Consider the following 16,134-nt stretch of genomic DNA (forward strand, 5'->3'; position numbering starts at 1 on the left):
GATCGCGCTCACCCCGGCGTGCCCGGCGGCCGGCCGGGCCGCCGACACCGCCGTCAGCGGCAGGGGAGCGCCGCCGAAGGCGTTGGAGAACCGCAGCCGGATGCGCGGGCCGCCGGCGGAAACGTGGACGGTCTGGCGCAGCGTCGTGTTGTCGAGGACCCGGTCCGCGCCGGTGAACGGCGCCGGCGGCAGGTTGCCCGGCTCGGTGAGCTGGGGCATCGACGTCCAGGTCGCCACCCACCGCGACGACGGCGGCCGGCCGGACGCGCCCGCGAACAGCGCCGTCAGCACCACCAGCACGGTGATCGCCAACGGCCGCCTCACGACGAGAACTCCGGCGCCGCCACGCGCTCGAACCCGACCTCCCGGCGCGGTCCGGACAGCGTGCAGTGCAACGTCGAGACGATCCGCTCGCTCGACGTGCCGACGCGCAGCTCGACGTCACCCGGCTCGACTAGGCGCCGGCCCGCGCGGCCGGTGTAGGACGTCAGGTCCGCGTGCAGCCCGATGTCCAGGACCCGCGTCTCGCCCGGCGCGAGGTCGACCCGGCGGGCGGCGATCAGCTGCCGTTCCGGGCGGGCCACCTCGGCGACCGGGTCGTGGAGGTACACCTGGACCACCTCGGACGCCGGCCGGTCGTGGTCGTTGCGCAGCGTCACCCGGACCCGGCAGGTGCCGTCGGTCGGCCACAGCGAACCCGTCGCGCTGACGTCCTGCCAGGTCGCCGGCGCGTAGGAAAGCCCGTGGCCGAAGGGGAACAGCGCGGTCGGGTCGACCGTGCTCACCTCGCTACGGCGGGCCAGCGGGGCCGCCAGGTACGTCGAGGGCTGGTTCGCCCCCGCCGCCGGGAACGACACCGGGAGCCGGCCCGACGGGTTGATCCGTCCACTGAGGACACCGGCGAGCGCGGGCCCGCCCTCCTCGCCGGGGTAGAAACCGCAGACGATCGCCGCCAGCCGGTCCGCCTGCCGCGACAGCTCGTACGGCCGGCCGGAGAGCAGGATCAGGATCACCGGCTTGCCCGTCGCCAGCAGGGCTTCGAGGAGTTCTTCCTGACGGCCCGGCAGCCGCAGGTCGGGCGCGTCGCAGCCTTCGCCGGACGTCCCGCCGCCGAACAACCCGGCCCGGTCGCCCAGCACCGCGACGCAGACGTCCGCGGCGGCCACCGCCGAGACCGCCTCCGCGATCCCCTCGTCGTCCCCGCCGGTCACCGGGCAGCCCAGGGCGTAGCTGACGTCGTGGTCGGCGCGCAGGGCCTCGGCGACCGTCGGCACCTCGACGCCGAACGGGACGTCGGGGTGGTGGACGCCCACGTGCAGCGGGAACGAGTAGCAGCCCATCATCGCGCCGGCCGCGTCCGCGCGCGGCCCGACGACGGCGACCTTGCGCCCGGGGGCGAGGGGGAGCGTGCCGTCGTTGTGCAGCAGCACGATCGAGCGTTCGGCGACCTCCCGAGCCAGCGCCCGGGATTCGTCGTCGTCGAGGTCGATCTCGTCGGGGACGTCCGGCGCCCAGTCCGCGTCGAGCAGGCCGAGCTCGCACTTCTGCCGCAGCACGCGTTCGAGGGCCCGGTCGACGACGGCGGCGTCGACCGAGCCCCCTTCCACCGCGGCGAGCAGCGGCTCGCCGTAGCAGTCCATGGTCGGCAGCTCGACGTCGATGCCCGCGGCGAGCGCCTGTCCGGCGGCGTCACCGCGATCGGCCGCGACGCCGTGCAGCCGGTGCAGGAACGCGACCGAGAAGTAGTCGGCGACGACGGTGCCGGTGAACCCGTAGGTGCCGCGCAGCAGGTCCGTCAGCAGGGCCGGGTCGGCGGCGGCCGGGACACCGTCGATGTCGGTGTAGGAGTTCATCACCGACCGGGCGCCCGCGCGCAACGCCAGCTCGAACGGCGGGAGCAGGACGTCCGCGATTTCCCGTGGCCCCACCGAGACCGGCGCCAGGTTGCGTCCCGCGCGCGATGCGGAGTAGCCGACGAAGTGCTTCAACGTGGCGATGACGCCCGCCGACTCCAGGCCGGCGACGTAGGCGGCGCCGATGGTGCCGACCAGGTACGGGTCCTCGCCGATGGTCTCCTCGACGCGGCCCCAGCGCAGGTCGCGGGCGACGTCGAGGACCGGCGCGAGCCCCTGGTGCACCCCGAGGCGGCGCATCGTCAGCCCGATCCGCGCGCCCATGCGGCGCACCAGGTCCGGGTCGAAGCTCGCGCCCCAGGACAGCGGCGCCGGGTAGACGGTGGCCTGCCACGCGGCGAGCCCGGTCAGGCACTCCTCGTGCACCACGGCGGGGATCCCGAACCGGCTGCTCGCGGTGATCTGCCGCTGGGTCCGCGCGAGGGTGCGGGCGCCGATCGCCGGGTCGACGGGGCGGGTGCCGAACGCCCTGGTCAGCTGGCCGATCCCGTGCCGGGCCAGATCGTCGAGGTCGATCCCGGCGTCGACGAAGTCGTGCTGGTGCGGAGCCATCTCGCCGCCCGCGTCGATACCGACCCAGACACCGTAGAGCTGGGCGAGCTTCTCGCGCAGGGTCATCCGCGCCATCAGGGCACGGACGCGCTCGGCCGGGTCGGCGGCGGGGTCGCGCCACGGCTCCGAGGGCGCGGTGTCCTCCAAGGCATCCAGGGCATCGGAGGACTCGGTGGGCTGCGTGGTCAAGGCGGTCCGCCCTTCGTCGGGGAGAAAGATCAGGAGAGGGCGCGGGTCGAGCTGCGCACCACGAGGCCCGTGTCCAGGGTCAGGTGGGTGCGCTCGACCTCGTCGCCGTTGATCAGCGCGATGAGCATGCTGATCGCGCGGTGGCCCATCTCGCGGATCGGCTGGTCCACTGTGGTCAGTGGCGGGCTGCAGAGCGCCGACTCGGGCACGTTGTCGAAGCCCACCACGGAAAGGTCTTCGGGCACCGAAAGGCCCAGTTCGCGGGCCGCCCCCACGGTCGCGATGGCCGAGATGTCGTTCGCGGCGAACACCGCGGTCGGCCGGTCGGGCCCGGTCAGCAGCTCGTGCGCCGAGGCCGCGGAGATCTCCGGGTCGTAGGCGCCGTCCCGGATCAGGCTTTCGTCGAACGGCACCCCGGCCGCGGTCAGCGCCCGCAGGTAGCCGGTCTTGCGCAGCTGGGCCGACTGCAGGTCGGGCCGTCCCGCGAGGAAGGCGATCCGCCGGTGGCCCAGCTCCAGGAGGTGCTCGGTGGCCAGCTGCGCGCCGCGCAGGTTGTCGGAGTCGATGGTCGGCAGGTGCGACGGCCCGGTGTGCGGGTCGACGGCCACCACCGGCGTGCCGGGCACGGCCTCCAGGGACACGGCGGGGGTGACCAGCACGGCGCCGTCGACGAGGGTGCCGCTCAGCCGGGAGAGGTAGCGCTTCTCCCAGCCCTTCGGGTCGCCGGTGCGCCCGCCCGCGGAGTAGACGACGAGCTCGAAACCGCTGCCGCGGATGGCGTCCGCGGCCCCCTTGAGCAGCTCGGTGGAGAACGGTTCGAGGTCGGCGACCAGGATCCCGATCACGTTGGTCCGGTGGTTGCGCAGGCTCTGCGCGACGAGGCTCGCTTCGTAGCCGAGTTCTTCGATCACCGCCCGGACCTTCGCGAGCGTGGCGGCGGAGACGCCGTAGCGCTCGTTGATCACTTTGGAGACCGTGGCCACCGAGACGCCGGCGCGGGCCGCGACGTCACGGATGGTCACCCTCGAACTGGGCTGCATCGGCTCAGACTAGCCATGTAAAACGTTATCGACAACGATTGACATCCGTTTTGGCCGGGAGCAAACTCTTCGCCAACCCGGGTGCAGTCGCGCCCCGTCCTACTCGGCCGAAGTCGTCAGGAGTGGACCAGAGATGTTTGTGAAACGCAGAATCTCCGTTTTCGCAGCGCTGGTGGCGGTCTTTCCGCTCGCGCTCTCGGCGTGCAGCGGGGGGAGCGAGACGCCCGCGCAGCCGAGCGGGCCGGTCACCCTCACCTGGTGGCACAACGGCACCACCGACCCGATCAAGTCGATCTGGGAGAAGGTCGTCACCGACTACCACCAGGCCCACCCCGACGTGACGATCAAGGCCCAGCCGCTGCAGAACGAGGACTTCCCGACCAAGGTCCCGCTCGCGCTGCAGGGGGCCACACCACCGGACGTCTACCAGTCCTGGGGCGCCGGTGACCTCGCCTCGCAGATCACCTCGAACAAGGTCGCCGACATCACCGACGCCACGAAGCCGTGGATCACCCAGACCACCGGCAAGTTCGGCGAGAACTGGCAGGTCGACGGCAAGCAGTACGGCGTGCCCTTCGAGCAGCACTTCGTCGGCTTCTGGTACCGCAAGGACCTCTTCCAGCAGGCCGGCATCACCACCCCGCCGAAGACGATGGACGAGCTGAACGCCGCCGTCACCCAGCTGAAGGCCAAGAGCATCGCGCCGATCGCGGTCGGCGGCAAGGACCGCTGGCCGGATGCCTTCTACTTCAACTACTTCGCCGTCCGCGAGTGCTCGATCGACGTGCTCAAGCAGTCGGTGAAGGCGGTCAAGCTGGACGACCCGTGCTGGACGAAGGCCGGGCAGGACCTGAAGAGCTTCCTGGCCACGCAGCCCTTCCAGACCGGGTTCGCCGGCACCCCGGCCCAGCAGGGCGCGGGCAGCTCCGCGGGCCTCGTCGCCAACGGCAAGGCCGCGATGGAACTGCAGGGTGACTGGGAGCCCGGCACGATGTCGGCCCTGACCGACGACAAGCAGCTGGACTCGAAGGTCGGCTGGTTCCCGTTCCCGTCCGTGGCGGGCGGGCAGGGCGATCCGGCGGCCGTGCTGGGCGGCGGCGACGGTTTCGCCTGCACCACCCGCGCGTCGAAGGCGTGCGCGGACTTCCTGCAGTACCTGGGCAGCGAGCCGGTGCAGACGCAGCTCGCCGCGCAGGGGGCCGGCCTGCCCGTCAACACCGTGGCCGCGAAGTCGCTGAAGACCGACACGCTGAAGGCCGTCTACGACTACGGCACGAAGGCGCCCTACCTGCAGATGTACTTCGACCGGGCGTTCCCGACCGCGGTCGGCGCCGCGCTGAACGACGCGGTGGCGAACATGTTCGCCGGCCAGGGCACCCCCGAAGGCATCGTGGCGGCCGTCAACCAGGCCGCGGCGGGCAACAAGTGACCACGACCACCAGTCCGGTGCGGGCGGCGCGACCGCCCGCACCGGGGGTGCCGGTCCGGAAGCGGCGTTCGAGCCTGCGCAAGCGGCTCGAGCTGACGTTCCTGCTCGGGCCCGCCCTGCTGGTGTTCGTCGGCTTCGTCCTGGTGCCGATCGGGATCGCCGGGTTCTACAGCTTGTTCCAGTGGAACGGCTTCGGCCCGCTCGACGACTTCATCGGTCTCGACAACTACGTGGACGCGTTCAGCGGCACGGTGTTCCAAGGCGCGATCGTGCACAACCTGATCATCGCCGGGCTGTCGATCGTGGTGCAGCTGCCGCTGTCGATCGGGCTGGCGATGCTGCTCAACCGCAAGCTGCGGGGACGCGCCGTACTGCGCGCCCTGGTGTTCGCGCCGTACGTCCTGTCCGAGGCGATCACCGCGGTGATCTGGGTGCTCATGCTGCAGCCCAACGGGTTCGCCGACCAGGTGCTGAAGGGCGCCGGGCTCGGCGGCCTGGTCCACCAGTGGCTGGCCGACCCGGGCATCGTGCTCTACACGATGTTCGCGGTGATCACCTGGAAGTACATCGGCTTCGGCATCATCCTGCTGCTCGCCGGTCTGCAGGGCGTGCCCCCCGAACTGCGCGAGGCCGCGGCGCTCGACGGCGCGTCGGCGTGGCAGACCACCCGGCACGTCGTGCTGCCGCTGCTCGGCCCGACCATCCGGATCTGGATCTTCCTGTCGGTGATCGGCTCGCTGCAGCTGTTCGACGTCGTGTGGATCATGACGCTGGGCGGGCCGGCGAACGCGTCGACGACGATGGCGACCTACCTGGTGGACCACGGCTTCAAGCGCTACGAGTTCGGGTTCGGCTCCGCCGTCGCGGTGATCCTCTTCGTCATCTGCTTCGCGTTCGCCCTGCTGTACCAGCGGTTCGCGCTCCGCCGCGACACCCAGGGCGCCCTGACCAGGATGGTGGGCTGATGCGCTCGCGCCGGTTCGGCCTGTCGGTGGGGTACCTCGCGGCGATCGTGGTGCTCGGGGTGACCGTCGTGCCGCTGCTGTTCGTGGTGCTCGGCGGGTTCCGCACCAACGCCCAGATCAACAACGACCCGGCCGGGCTGCCGGGCCCGTGGGTCACCGACAACTACGCTTCGGTCCTGGGCTCGGGCGCGTTCTGGGGATTCCTCGGCAACAGCGCGCTGATCGCGGTGATCGCGACCGCTGTCGCCGTCGGCCTGGGTTCGATGGCCGGGTTCGCGCTTTCCCGGTACCAGTTCAAGGGCCGTGAAGCGCTGTACACGCTGTTCACCCTCGGCCTGCTGTTCCCGCTCACCGTGGCGACGCTGCCGCTGTACCTGTGGCTGCGCCAGCTCGGGATGCTGGAGAGCTTCTGGGGCGTGGCGATCCCGGAGGCGGCGTTCTCGCTGCCCGTGACGATCGTGATCCTCCGCCCGTTCATGCACGCGATCCCGGCCGAGCTCGAAGACGCCGCCGTGCTCGACGGCGCGAGCCGGATCGGGTTCTTCTGGCGCATCCTGCTGCCGCTGTCGGCGCCCGCGCTCACCACGGTCGGCGTCCTCGCCTTCGTCACCAGCTGGAACGCCTACCTGCTGCCGTTGCTGGTGTTCAACGACTCCGCGCACTTCACGCTTCCGCTCGGTGTCGCGAGCTTCCAGTCCCAGTACTCCCAGGACACCGCCCGGGTGCTCGCGTTCACCGCGCTGTCGATGATCCCCGCGCTCGCGTTCTTCGTGCTCGCCGAACGGCGCATCGTCGGCGGGCTGACCGGCTCCGTGAAGGGCTGACCCAGGAGGCCTGCCGTGACGTCCGAGGTACACCGCCGTACCTTCCTGCAACTGCTGGCCCTCGCCGGCGCGGGAACCGCCGCGTTGCCGGGGACCGCCGAAGCCGGCACGGGATTCCCCCTGGTGTCGCACGGGAAAGCCGCGACGATCGTGGTGGGCTCGGGGGACTTCCCCGGCGTCCGCCGGGTCGTCGGCGACCTGGCCGCGGACGTGGAGCGCGTCACCGGCGTGCGGCCGGCGGTGTCGGTCGACGTCGTCCCCGCGCACGGGCCGGTGGTGCTGGTCGGGACCCTCGGCCACAGCCCCCTGGTCGACGGCCTGGTCCACGCGGGCAAGCTTGACGTCACCGGGATCGCCGGCCAGTGGGAGACGTCGCTGAGCCAGGTCGTCGACGGGAAGCTCGTGCTCACCGGCAGCGACCAGCGCGGCGTGATCTACGGCGTCTACGAGGTCTCGCGGCGCATCGGCGTCTCGCCGTGGTACTGGTGGGCCGACGTCCCGCCGCGGCAGAGCGCGGAACTGCACCTGCCGGGTGAGCGGTTCAGCCTGGGCACGCCGCGCGTCAAGTACCGCGGGTTCTTCATCAACGACGAGAACCCGGCGCTCGGCACCTGGGCTCCCGCGTTCTTCGGGCCAGGTAAGGCGCCGGGGTATCCGGGCGGCTTCAACCACGAGTTCTTCGCGAAGGTCTTCGAGACGCTGCTGCGGCTGCGGGCGAACTACCTGTGGCCCGCGGTCTGGGGACGCGCGTTCGCCGAGGACGACCCGCTCAACCACGCGACGGCCAAGGAGTACGGCGTCGTCATGGGCACCTCGCACGAAGCGCCGATGATGCGCGGGATCGAGGAGTGGAACCGGCACGCGGTCGCCGCGGTCCGCGACGCGGCGGGGAACGTCGTCACGCCCGGCCACGACCCGTACGGCGGCACGGGGGAGTGGAGCTTCCGCCGCAACGGCGAGGCGATCAAGGCCTACTGGGCCGACGGCATCCGCCGGATGGCCCGCGAGGACTTCGAAGGCGTCGTCACGCTCGGCATGCGCGGCAACGGCGACGTCAGCCTGCCCGACGGCGACGGCATCGAGCTCATGCGCGAAATCATCACCACCGAACGGGAAATCCTCGCGCGCGAGCTGAGCACGGACGTCCCGCAGGTGTGGACGCTCTACAAGGAAGTCCAGCGCTACTGGGCCCAGGGCCTGCGCCCACCGGACGACGTCATCGTGGTGTTCACCGACGACAACTGGGGCAACATCCGCAAGCATCCGGACCTCTCGCTGCCGCCGCATCCGGGCGGGTACGGGCTCTACTACCACTTCGACTACGTCGGCGGCGGCCGCAACTACAAGTGGGTCGACACGGCCCTGCTCGCGAACACGTGGGAGCAGCTGAACCAGGCCGTCTCCTACGGCAACGACCGGCTGTGGGTCGCGAACGTCGGGGACATGAAGGGCAACGAGCTGCCCCTGCAGTTCTTCCTCGACTACGCCTGGAACCCCGCGGCGCTGCCCGCTTCGCAACTGTCCACATGGGAACGCGACTTCGCGTCGATGAACTTCGGGGCCGCGCCGGCGTCGGACATCGCGTCGGTGCTGCACGACTACGGACGGCTGCAGTCTCGCCGCAAGCCGGAGCTGCTGAACCGGAAGATCACGCTTCAGGCGGACGGCACGATCGTCTACGACGACCAGGCGACGCCGTTCAGCCTGGTGAACTACCGCGAGCTGGACACGGTCACCGACGAGTGGCAGGCCCTGGCCTCGCGTGCGTCGAAGATCGCTTCGCGACTGCCCGCGGCCTATCGCGACGCCTACTACGAGCTGGTGTTGTACGAGGTCAAGGCGTCGGCGAACCTGTACGCGTTGCGGCGCGCGGAGTTCACCAACCTGCGGTACGCGGCGCAGGGCCGTTCCTCGGCGAACGCTCTCGCCGCCGTCACCGAGGCCCGGTTCGCCGACGACCTCGCGCTGGCCGAGAAGTACAACACGGGCATCGCGGGTGGCAAGTGGAAGGGCTTCCAGACGCAGCCGCACATCGACTACGGCGACGTCGCGCGCTACGGGCCGAACGCGCCGTGGCAGCAGCCGGAGAAGGACAACGTCGCGTTGCCGGACGTCATCTTCCCGGCGGTGCAACGGGTTTCCGTTCCGTCGGCCGCCGAGCTGGGTGTGGCCGTCGACGGCTCGGAGCTGTGGTGGCCCGCGGCGCCGGGGCGTCCGGTGCTGCCGGAGTTCAGCCCGTTCCAGAGCGCGCCGGCCCAGTACGTCGACGTGTTCAACCGGGGGCGGACGCCGTTCCGCTGCACCGTCACGGCCGGGGCGCCGTGGGTACGGGTCGAGCCGCGCGGCGGCCGGGTGGACGAGGAGCTGCGGATGACGGTGCGGATCGACTGGGCCCGGGCGCCGAAGGGCACCACGACCGTGCCGATCACCGTGGCGGGCGCGGGCCGCTCGGTGGTGGTGGACGCCGTCGTGCGTCAGCCTTCCCTGCCGCCTCTCTGGCAACGGGGGTTCGTCGAAGCCGGGGGCTACGTCTCGATGGAGGCCGCCCACGGCGACGCCGTGCCGGCGGCGGGTGTGTCGTGGCGGCCGGTCCCGGACCTCGGCATGACCCCGTTCCCGGTGACGGCCGCGAGCCGCACCGCGGGGGCGGGCCCGCGCCTGGAGTACCGGATGACGCTGCTGACGGCCGGCCCGGTGACGGTCTGGGCGTACCTTTCCCCGCGCAACAACGTCCTGCAGGGCGACGGCCTGCGCTACGCGATCTCGCTGGACGACGCGGCACCACAGGTCGTGAACATCACGAAGGTCTCCGGCGCGGACGACATGACCATGAACCGCCAGTGGGAGCGAACGACCTCGGACAACGTGAACCTGACCTCGACGCGCCATGTGGTCGCCTCGCCGGGTCCGCACGTGCTGAAGGTCTGGATGATCGACCCGGCGGTGGTGGTACGGAAACTGGTGGTCGACACCGGCGGGCTGCGGCCGAGTTACCTGGGGCCGCCGGAGAGCACGAGGCTGGGACCGCGGCCGTGAGCCGGGCCGGGTGTGGTTGCCGGGAGTATCCGCCGCGGGTGTGCTTGCCCGCCGGGGCGGTTCCTGGCGGGTGTGCTGCGGCCGAGTTGTCCGGGGCGGCTGAAGGGTACGAGGCTGGGTCCGCGGTCGTGAGGCGGGCCAGCCTTGATTGCCAGGGGTGCCTGCTGTGGGTGTGCTTGGCCGGCGGGGCGGTTCCTGGCGGGTGTGCTGCGGCCGAGTTGTCCGGGGCGGCTGAAGAGTACGTGGCTGGGACCGCGGTCGTGAGCTGGGCCGGGTGTGGTTGCCGGGGGTGTCTGCTGTGGGTGTGCTTGGCCGGCGGGGCGGTTCCTGGCGGGTGTGCTGCGGCCGAGTTGTCCGGGGCGGCCGGAGGGTACATGGCTGGGTTCGCGGTCGTGAGCTGGGTCAGCCTTGGTTGGTGGGGTTGCCTGCTGTGGGTGTGCTTGGCCGCCGGGGCGGTTCCTGGCGGGTGTGCCGCGGCCGAGTTGTCCGGGGCGGCCGGAGGGTACGTGGCTGGGACCCCGGTCGTGAGCCGGGCCGGGTGCGGTGGCTGGGGGTATCTGCCGCGGGTGTGCTTGGCCGCCGGGGCGGTTCCCGGCGGGCGTGCCGCGGCTGAGTTGTCCGGGGCGGCCGGAGAGTACGAGGCTGGGTCCGCGGTCGTGAGCCGGGCCAGCCTTGGTTGCCAGGGGTGCCTGCTGTGGGTGTGCTTGGCCGGCGGGGCGGTTCCTGGCGGGTGTGCTGCGGCCGAGTTGTCCGGGGCGGCCGGAGGGTACATGGCTGGGTTCGCGGTCGTGAGCTGGGTCAGCCTTGGTTGGTGGGGTTGCCTGCTGTGGGTGTGCTTGGCCGCCGGGGCGGTTCCTGGCGGGTGTGCCGCGGCCGAGTTGTCCGGGGCGGCCGGAGGGTACGTGGCTGGGACCCCGGTCGTGAGCCGGGCCGGGTGCGGTGGCTGGGGGTATCTGCCGCGGGTGTGCTTGGCCGCCGGGGCGGTTCCCGGCGGGCGTGCCGCGGCTGAGTTGTCCGGGGCGGCCGGAGAGTACGAGGCTGGGTCCGCGGTCGTGAGCCGGGCCAGCCTTGGTTGCCAGGGGTGCCTGCTGTGGGTGTGCTTGGCCAGCGGGGCGGTTCCTGGCGGCCGTTCCGCGGGCGAGTTGTCCGGGGCGGCTGAAGAGTACGAGGCTGGGACCGCGGTCGTGAGCCGGGTCGAGCGCGGTTGCCCGCTGCGGGTGTGGTTCGCCGCAGCGGCGGTCTCCGGCGGACCGGCGGTGGCCCAGGGGCGCACCGTCGTGACCGGCGGCTGTGCCGCTGGGCCGGGCGCCGGTGGGCATCGGCCGGGTTGCTTCGGTGGCACCTGCGTCGCGGTACGGGCTCGGTGGAATTCCAGTGGGCGGCGGCACGGTCATGTCGGTGTGGCAGCCGTGCCGCGCGATCGGGTTGCGGGCCGGAGCCGGTGGTCTGCCGATGAACCGCGGCCTGGTCATGTCCGTGCGGCAGGCTCACGTGCCGGGGTCCGAAGAGTGCAAGCGGGCATCGGCTCGGTGCCGGGGCCGCGTCGTGCGATCGGAGTCCGGCCCGGCTACCTCGGTGCCGGGATCACGTTCTCCGCCGGCGCCGCCGTGCTGTGCCGGACCACCAGGCTCGTCGCCAACTCGAGCCGCCGGGCGTCCGGCGCCAGCCCCCGGGCCAGCGCGATCGCCAGCCGGGCCCCGGCCGCGGCCATCTCCTGCAGGGGCTGGCGGATCGTCGTCAGCTCCGGTGTCAGCCAGCGGGCCACCGGGAGGTCGTCGAAACCGACCACGCTCAGGTCGCCCGGGATCTTCAGGCCCGCGTCGCGAGCTGCCTCGTACACGCCCAGGGCCTGCAGGTCGCTGCCGGCGAAGACGGCCGTCGGGCGGTCGGGGAGGGTGAGCAGTGATGCCAGCTCGCGGTAGCCCGAGCGGACGTGGAAGTCGCCGCGGCGGACCAGGGCCGGGTCGAAGGCCAGGCCCGCCGTCTCCAGCGCCGTGCGGTAGCCGTCGATGCGGGCCCGGCTGCACAGCACGCCGTCCGGGCCGCCGATCATCGCGATCCGCCGGTGGCCCAGCTCCACCAGGTGCCGGGTGGCCGTCAGCCCGCCCTGCCAGTTCGTGGCCCCGATCGAGGGCGTCTCCGGGCCGGGCGCGCCGGCCGGGTCGACGATCACCAGCGGGATGTCCCGCGCGCGCAGCTTCGCCAGCTGCCCGCCGGTGAAGTCGGAACACACCGAGACGATGCCGACCGGCCGCCGGGCGAGCACGCTTTCCAGCCAGCTCTGCCCCGGCGTGTGCCGCCCCGACGATTCCGCCAGCACGACCGCCATTCCGTTTTCGCGGGCGACGTACTCGACCCCGCGGATGATTTCGAGCGCCCACGTGCTTTCGAGTTCGTGGAACATCAGTTCCAAGAGCCGGGAACGGCGGGAGCGTTCGTCCGCGCGGCGCCGGTAACCGTATTTCCCGATGACCGCTTCGACGCGGGCGCGGGTGCTTTCGGCGACGTCCGGACGTCCGTTCAGCACCTTCGAAACGGTCGGCACGGAAACGCCGGTCTCGGCGGCGATCCGGGCGATGGTGACCCGCGACGCTGCGGGTTCGAGATCGTCGGATTTCACTGGCATGAAGGGGATTCTAGGTCATCCGGCGCGGAATGGACACGTTCGAAACTTTCGATCATTGCTCCGACAGGTGCCTTGACCGCCGTCATCGGCGGCTTCTATCGTCGAAAACCATCCCCATTCCCCCGAGGAGTCATGAGATGGTGTACGCAATTCCGGTCAAACGCGCCCTGGTCGCGATGATGGCGCTCGCGGGCGTCGCCGTCTGGCCGGCTCCCGCGGCTTCCGCGTCGGTTCCGTTGAAGGACATCACGCACCGCTACGTCGGCAGCGCGGTGGCCGCGTCGTATCTCGCTTCCGAGCCCGATTACCGCGCGGTGCTCACCCGGGAATTCGACAACGTGACGCCGGAGAACGAGATGAAATGGGGCACGATCGAAGCGGTGCGTGGCCAGTACGACTGGTCCGGCGCCGACGCCGTCGTGCGGTACGCGCAAACGCACCACAAGACCGTCCGGGGGCACACGCTGGTCTGGCACTCGCAGCTCCCGGACTGGGTCGCCGCCTTGCCCGCCGACGAGCTGCGCCGCGTGCTGCACGACCACATCACCACGGAAGTCAAGCGGTACCAGGGAAAGATCCGCGCCTGGGACGTCGTCAACGAGATCTTCAACGAAGACGGCACCCGCCGGGACACCGTGTTCCGGCAGAAGCTCGGGGACGGCTTCGTCGCCGACGTCTTCCGCTGGGCGCACGCGGCCGACCCGTCCGCGACGCTCTACCTCAACGACTACAACATCGAGGGCAAGAACCCGAAGAGCGACGCCGTCTACGACCTCGTGAAGACGCTCCGGCGGCAGGGCGTGCCGATCGGCGGTGTCGGCGTCCAGGCGCACCTGTCGATCCAGTACGGCTTCCCGGACGGCTACCGGGCCAACCTCAAGAGGCTCACCTCGCTCGGTGTCGACGTCGCGGTCACCGAGGCGGACGTCCGCATCCCGACCCCGCCCGACGCCGCGAAGCTCGACACCCAGGCGAGCTACTTCGACCAGCTGTGGGACGGCTGCCAGGCGGTGCGCAAGTGCGTCGAGTTCACGACGTGGGGCTTCACCGACCGGCACTCGTGGGTCCCGGACGTCTTCCCCGGCGAGGGCGCGGCCTGCCTGTTCGACGCCGACCTGAAGCCCAAGCCGGCCTACACCCGCATCAACCCGTGACGGCGGCCGCGCGCAGGCCGCGGGCCGCGAGCGCGGCCAGGATGCGAGGGACGGCGGCGACGGTCGACGCGTAACCGCCGTCGTGCATCAGGATCACCCCGCCCGGCTCGACGGTGGCCGAGGCTTCGACGATCTCATTCGCCGAAGCCCCGGCCCAGTCGCGGGTGTCGACGGTCCAGAGGATCTCGGCGAGCCCGTGCCCGGCGATCGTGGCCGCCACCGCGGCGTCGGTGTCGCCGTACGGCGGGCGGAACAGCCGCGGCCGGGTGCCGGTGATCCCGGTCAGCAGGTCCTGCGTGCGCGCCACCTCGAGCTCCCGCTCCGCGGGGGAGAGGGAGGGCAGCCGCGGGTGCGTCCAGCTGTGGTTGCCGATCGTGTGCCCGGCCGCGGCGATGGCGCGGACCAGGTCCGGGTGATCGGCCGCGCAGGAGCCCTGGAGGAAGAACGTCGCGGGCGCGTCGCCGAGGGTGGCGAGCAGCGCCGGCGTCGTCTCCGGGTGGGGGCCGTCGTCGAAGGTCAGGGCAACCGTGTCCATCCGTCCACGGTCACCCCGCCCGCGACGACCGGCAAGGAGTTTCGGCGGGCTTTCAGCGCGCCATGGCGGCGAGGCGCTTGGCCGTGGGCCAGCGGACCTGCCAGGCCCAGCCGAGCTTCTCGAACGCCCAGATCACCCGGGCGGAGATGTCGATCTGGCCGCGCTGCACGCCGTGGCGGGCCGACGTCGGGTCCGCGTGGTGGGAGTTGTGCCAGGACTCGCCCATCGACAGGATCGCCAGCGGCCAGAAGTTGGCCGAGCGGTCGCGGCTCACGAAGGGCCGTTCGCCGATCATGTGGCAGATCGAGTTCACCGACCACGTCACGTGGTGCTGGAAGGAGATCCGGGCCAGCCCGGCCCACAGGAACGCGGTCAGCGCGCCCCACCACGACAGCGTGATCAGGCCGCCGAGCAGCGCCGGGAGCAGCAGGCTCGTCACCACCCACACCGGGAACAGGCGGTCGACGATGCTGATGTCCCGGTCGGCGGCCAGGTCGGGGGCGAACCGGGCGACGTTGGTCTTGTCGCGGCCGAAGAGCCAGCCCATGTGCGCGTGCCAGAAGCCGCGGGCCAGCGCCACCGGGGACGTGCCGAACAGCCACGGGGAGTGCGGGTCGCCCTCGCGGTCGGAGAACGCGTGGTGGCGGCGGTGGTCGGCGACCCAGGTGAGCACCGGGCCCTGGGCGGCGAGGCCGCCGGCGATGGCGAGCGCGATGCGCAGCGCCCGCTTCGCGCGGAACGCGCCGTGGGTGAAGTACCGGTGGTAGCCGACCGTGATCCCGAGGGTCGAGACGACGAAGAAGGCGCCGCCGATGGTCAGGTCCAGCCAGCTGACGCCCCAGCCCCAGAACACCGGGATGGCCGCGGCGAGCGCGAGGAACGGGACCAGCAGGAACGTGCGGATCGTGATCAGTTCGGCGATGGTCTGCTTGCCGGACAGGACGGGCTTCGGCGCAGGCCGGGATTTCACCGAGGTGGGTGAGGTCATGCACTACTCGTTTCGAGGTATTCGCCACGCGCGGAGGGGTGCCTGCGCGGGAGGCCGGGGACGCGGAACACCCGGCTGATCAGCTGTGTGAGCGTGGCCCGCCGCGCGGTCGCCGCTCCTGCCGGCGCCCGGCCGTCGAGGGCCGCGGGGGACGGGAGTGCGTCCGGCACCGCGCCGGCGTACGAGGTGCTCCCGTGTTTCCGAGGCTACCCGAGGGTCGTGTGAACCCGCAGTGTGGCGAACGAGCGGACCCGGACGCACCCCGCCGGGCAGTACGGTGGGCGGATGGCAGACCGTGCAGGTGGACCCGCGCTGGACCCGACCCTCTCCGAATGGCTCAAGGCCCGCGAGGAGACCCATCGGCACCTCGGCACCATCGAGGCGACCGTGGACGCCGGGTGGACCCAGCGGCTGGCCGACCTGCTCGCGACGGAGCAGTCCTGGCAGGCCCAGTACACCGAGCTCGTCGCCCTCGGCACCCCCGGACGCCGGTTCCCGACGTCCAACCGCTGACGGCGCCTGACCTGGAAAAACCCCGGAAAAGGGGAATGCCCCCGCCCCGAGGGGCGAGGGCATTCCATGTCGCGTGGTTCAGATGACGCTGACCCGCTGGGCCTGGGGGCCCTTCTGGCCCTGGCCGATTTCGAACTCCACACGCTGGCCCTCGTCGAGCGACTTGAAGCCGGTGCCCTGGATCTCGGAGTAGTGGACGAACACGTCCGGACCCCCGCCGTCCTGAGCGATGAAGCCGAAGCCCTTTTCACCGTTGAACCACTTGACACTGCCCTGAGCCATACCCATACCTACTCTTCATAGTGAGCCTGGCCGCCCCGTTCGGACGCCCGGTCTCGGTGACTATCCTCGCAGAACCTTCGCCGAGAGG

Annotated in this window: 12 protein-coding genes and 1 pseudogene; 6 read left to right on the forward strand and 7 right to left on the reverse strand. The window is 71.5% G+C overall.

Annotated elements, in window-relative coordinates; all coding sequences use genetic code 11:
• The 3 genes and pseudogenes from ACGFMK_RS42940 to ACGFMK_RS42950 form a co-directional block, all read right to left on the reverse strand.
• Positions 1-324, reverse strand: a pseudogene (locus ACGFMK_RS42940) (SGNH/GDSL hydrolase family protein); the annotation flags it as partial.
• Positions 321-2,654, reverse strand: coding sequence for a beta-glucosidase (locus ACGFMK_RS42945; protein WP_392775748.1), 2,334 nt, complete (start codon positions 2,652-2,654; stop codon positions 321-323). The gene ACGFMK_RS42945 and the pseudogene ACGFMK_RS42940, both read right to left, overlap by 4 nt.
• 29 nt (positions 2,655-2,683) lie before the next feature.
• Complete coding sequence (locus ACGFMK_RS42950) at positions 2,684-3,694, reverse strand: LacI family DNA-binding transcriptional regulator (protein ID WP_392775751.1); 1,011 nt, start codon at positions 3,692-3,694, stop codon at positions 2,684-2,686.
• 172 nt (positions 3,695-3,866) lie between these two features.
• On the opposite strand from ACGFMK_RS42950, the gene ACGFMK_RS42955 reads away from it, so the two are divergent.
• Genes ACGFMK_RS42955 through ACGFMK_RS42970 form a run of 4 tightly spaced genes read left to right on the forward strand, consistent with a single transcriptional unit; the run spans position 3,867 to position 9,948 of the window.
• Complete coding sequence (locus ACGFMK_RS42955) at positions 3,867-5,123, forward strand: extracellular solute-binding protein (protein WP_392775753.1); 1,257 nt, start codon at positions 3,867-3,869, stop codon at positions 5,121-5,123.
• On the forward strand, positions 5,120-6,088 hold the full coding sequence (locus ACGFMK_RS42960; RefSeq protein WP_392775755.1) for a carbohydrate ABC transporter permease: 969 nt from the start codon (positions 5,120-5,122) through the stop codon (positions 6,086-6,088). The genes ACGFMK_RS42955 and ACGFMK_RS42960 overlap by 4 nt, the downstream gene beginning before the upstream one ends.
• Positions 6,088-6,912: a carbohydrate ABC transporter permease gene (locus ACGFMK_RS42965; protein ID WP_392775758.1), complete on the forward strand. Its 825-nt coding sequence runs from the start codon at positions 6,088-6,090 to the stop codon at positions 6,910-6,912. The genes ACGFMK_RS42960 and ACGFMK_RS42965 overlap by 1 nt, the downstream gene beginning before the upstream one ends.
• Positions 6,913-6,927: 15 nt before the next feature.
• Positions 6,928-9,948 carry a glycosyl hydrolase 115 family protein gene (locus ACGFMK_RS42970; RefSeq protein WP_392775761.1) on the forward strand — a complete coding sequence of 1,007 codons (3,021 nt, stop codon included), beginning with the start codon at positions 6,928-6,930 and terminating at the stop codon, positions 9,946-9,948.
• A 1,567-nt stretch (positions 9,949-11,515) separates the two neighbouring features.
• Here the strand turns inward: ACGFMK_RS42970 and ACGFMK_RS42975 are convergent.
• A complete protein-coding gene (locus tag ACGFMK_RS42975; protein ID WP_392775762.1) occupies positions 11,516-12,574 on the reverse strand; it encodes a LacI family DNA-binding transcriptional regulator in 1,059 nt (352 codons plus the stop codon).
• 137 nt (positions 12,575-12,711) lie between these two features.
• Here ACGFMK_RS42975 and ACGFMK_RS42980 point away from each other — a divergent pair, with 137 nt between their 5' ends.
• On the forward strand, positions 12,712-13,728 hold the full coding sequence (locus ACGFMK_RS42980) for an endo-1,4-beta-xylanase (RefSeq protein WP_392775765.1): 1,017 nt from the start codon (positions 12,712-12,714) through the stop codon (positions 13,726-13,728).
• Here the strand turns inward: ACGFMK_RS42980 and ACGFMK_RS42985 are convergent.
• Positions 13,718-14,263 (reverse strand): polysaccharide deacetylase family protein, encoded by a 546-nt coding sequence (locus tag ACGFMK_RS42985; RefSeq protein WP_392775768.1) that lies wholly within the window; start codon positions 14,261-14,263, stop codon positions 13,718-13,720. The genes ACGFMK_RS42980 and ACGFMK_RS42985 overlap by 11 nt on opposite strands.
• Before the next feature lie 52 nt (positions 14,264-14,315).
• Positions 14,316-15,251, reverse strand: coding sequence for an acyl-CoA desaturase (locus tag ACGFMK_RS42990; protein WP_392775771.1), 936 nt, complete (start codon positions 15,249-15,251; stop codon positions 14,316-14,318).
• A 285-nt stretch (positions 15,252-15,536) separates the two neighbouring features.
• Here ACGFMK_RS42990 and ACGFMK_RS42995 point away from each other — a divergent pair, with 285 nt between their 5' ends.
• Positions 15,537-15,764, forward strand: a complete 228-nt coding sequence (locus ACGFMK_RS42995) for a hypothetical protein (RefSeq protein WP_392775773.1) — start codon at positions 15,537-15,539, stop codon at positions 15,762-15,764.
• Positions 15,765-15,842: 78 nt separating this feature from the next.
• Here the strand turns inward: ACGFMK_RS42995 and ACGFMK_RS43000 are convergent, their stop codons facing one another.
• Entirely contained in the window at positions 15,843-16,046 is a 204-nt protein-coding gene (locus ACGFMK_RS43000; RefSeq protein WP_086680104.1) for a cold-shock protein, read from the reverse strand.
• Positions 16,047-16,134: the final 88 nt, after the last annotated feature.

Origin of the sequence: Amycolatopsis sp. NPDC049252 (genome assembly GCF_043197175.1) — a bacterium.
Taxonomy (GTDB): domain Bacteria; phylum Actinomycetota; class Actinomycetes; order Mycobacteriales; family Pseudonocardiaceae; genus Amycolatopsis.

Excerpts from the sequence above, each read along its gene's own strand:
- ACGFMK_RS42950 (WP_392775751.1), bottom strand. The coding sequence starts at position 3,694 with ATGCAGCCCAGTTCGAGGGTGACCATCCGTGACGTCGCGGCCCGCGCC.
- ACGFMK_RS42965 (WP_392775758.1), top strand. The coding sequence starts at position 6,088 with ATGCGCTCGCGCCGGTTCGGCCTGTCGGTGGGGTACCTCGCGGCGATC.
- ACGFMK_RS42975 (WP_392775762.1), bottom strand. The coding sequence starts at position 12,574 with ATGCCAGTGAAATCCGACGATCTCGAACCCGCAGCGTCGCGGGTCACC.
- ACGFMK_RS42980 (WP_392775765.1), top strand. The coding sequence starts at position 12,712 with ATGGTGTACGCAATTCCGGTCAAACGCGCCCTGGTCGCGATGATGGCG.
- ACGFMK_RS42985 (WP_392775768.1), bottom strand. The coding sequence starts at position 14,263 with ATGGACACGGTTGCCCTGACCTTCGACGACGGCCCCCACCCGGAGACG.
- ACGFMK_RS42990 (WP_392775771.1), bottom strand. The coding sequence starts at position 15,251 with ATGACCTCACCCACCTCGGTGAAATCCCGGCCTGCGCCGAAGCCCGTC.
- ACGFMK_RS42995 (WP_392775773.1), top strand. The coding sequence starts at position 15,537 with ATGGCAGACCGTGCAGGTGGACCCGCGCTGGACCCGACCCTCTCCGAA.
- ACGFMK_RS43000 (WP_086680104.1), bottom strand. The coding sequence starts at position 16,046 with ATGGCTCAGGGCAGTGTCAAGTGGTTCAACGGTGAAAAGGGCTTCGGC.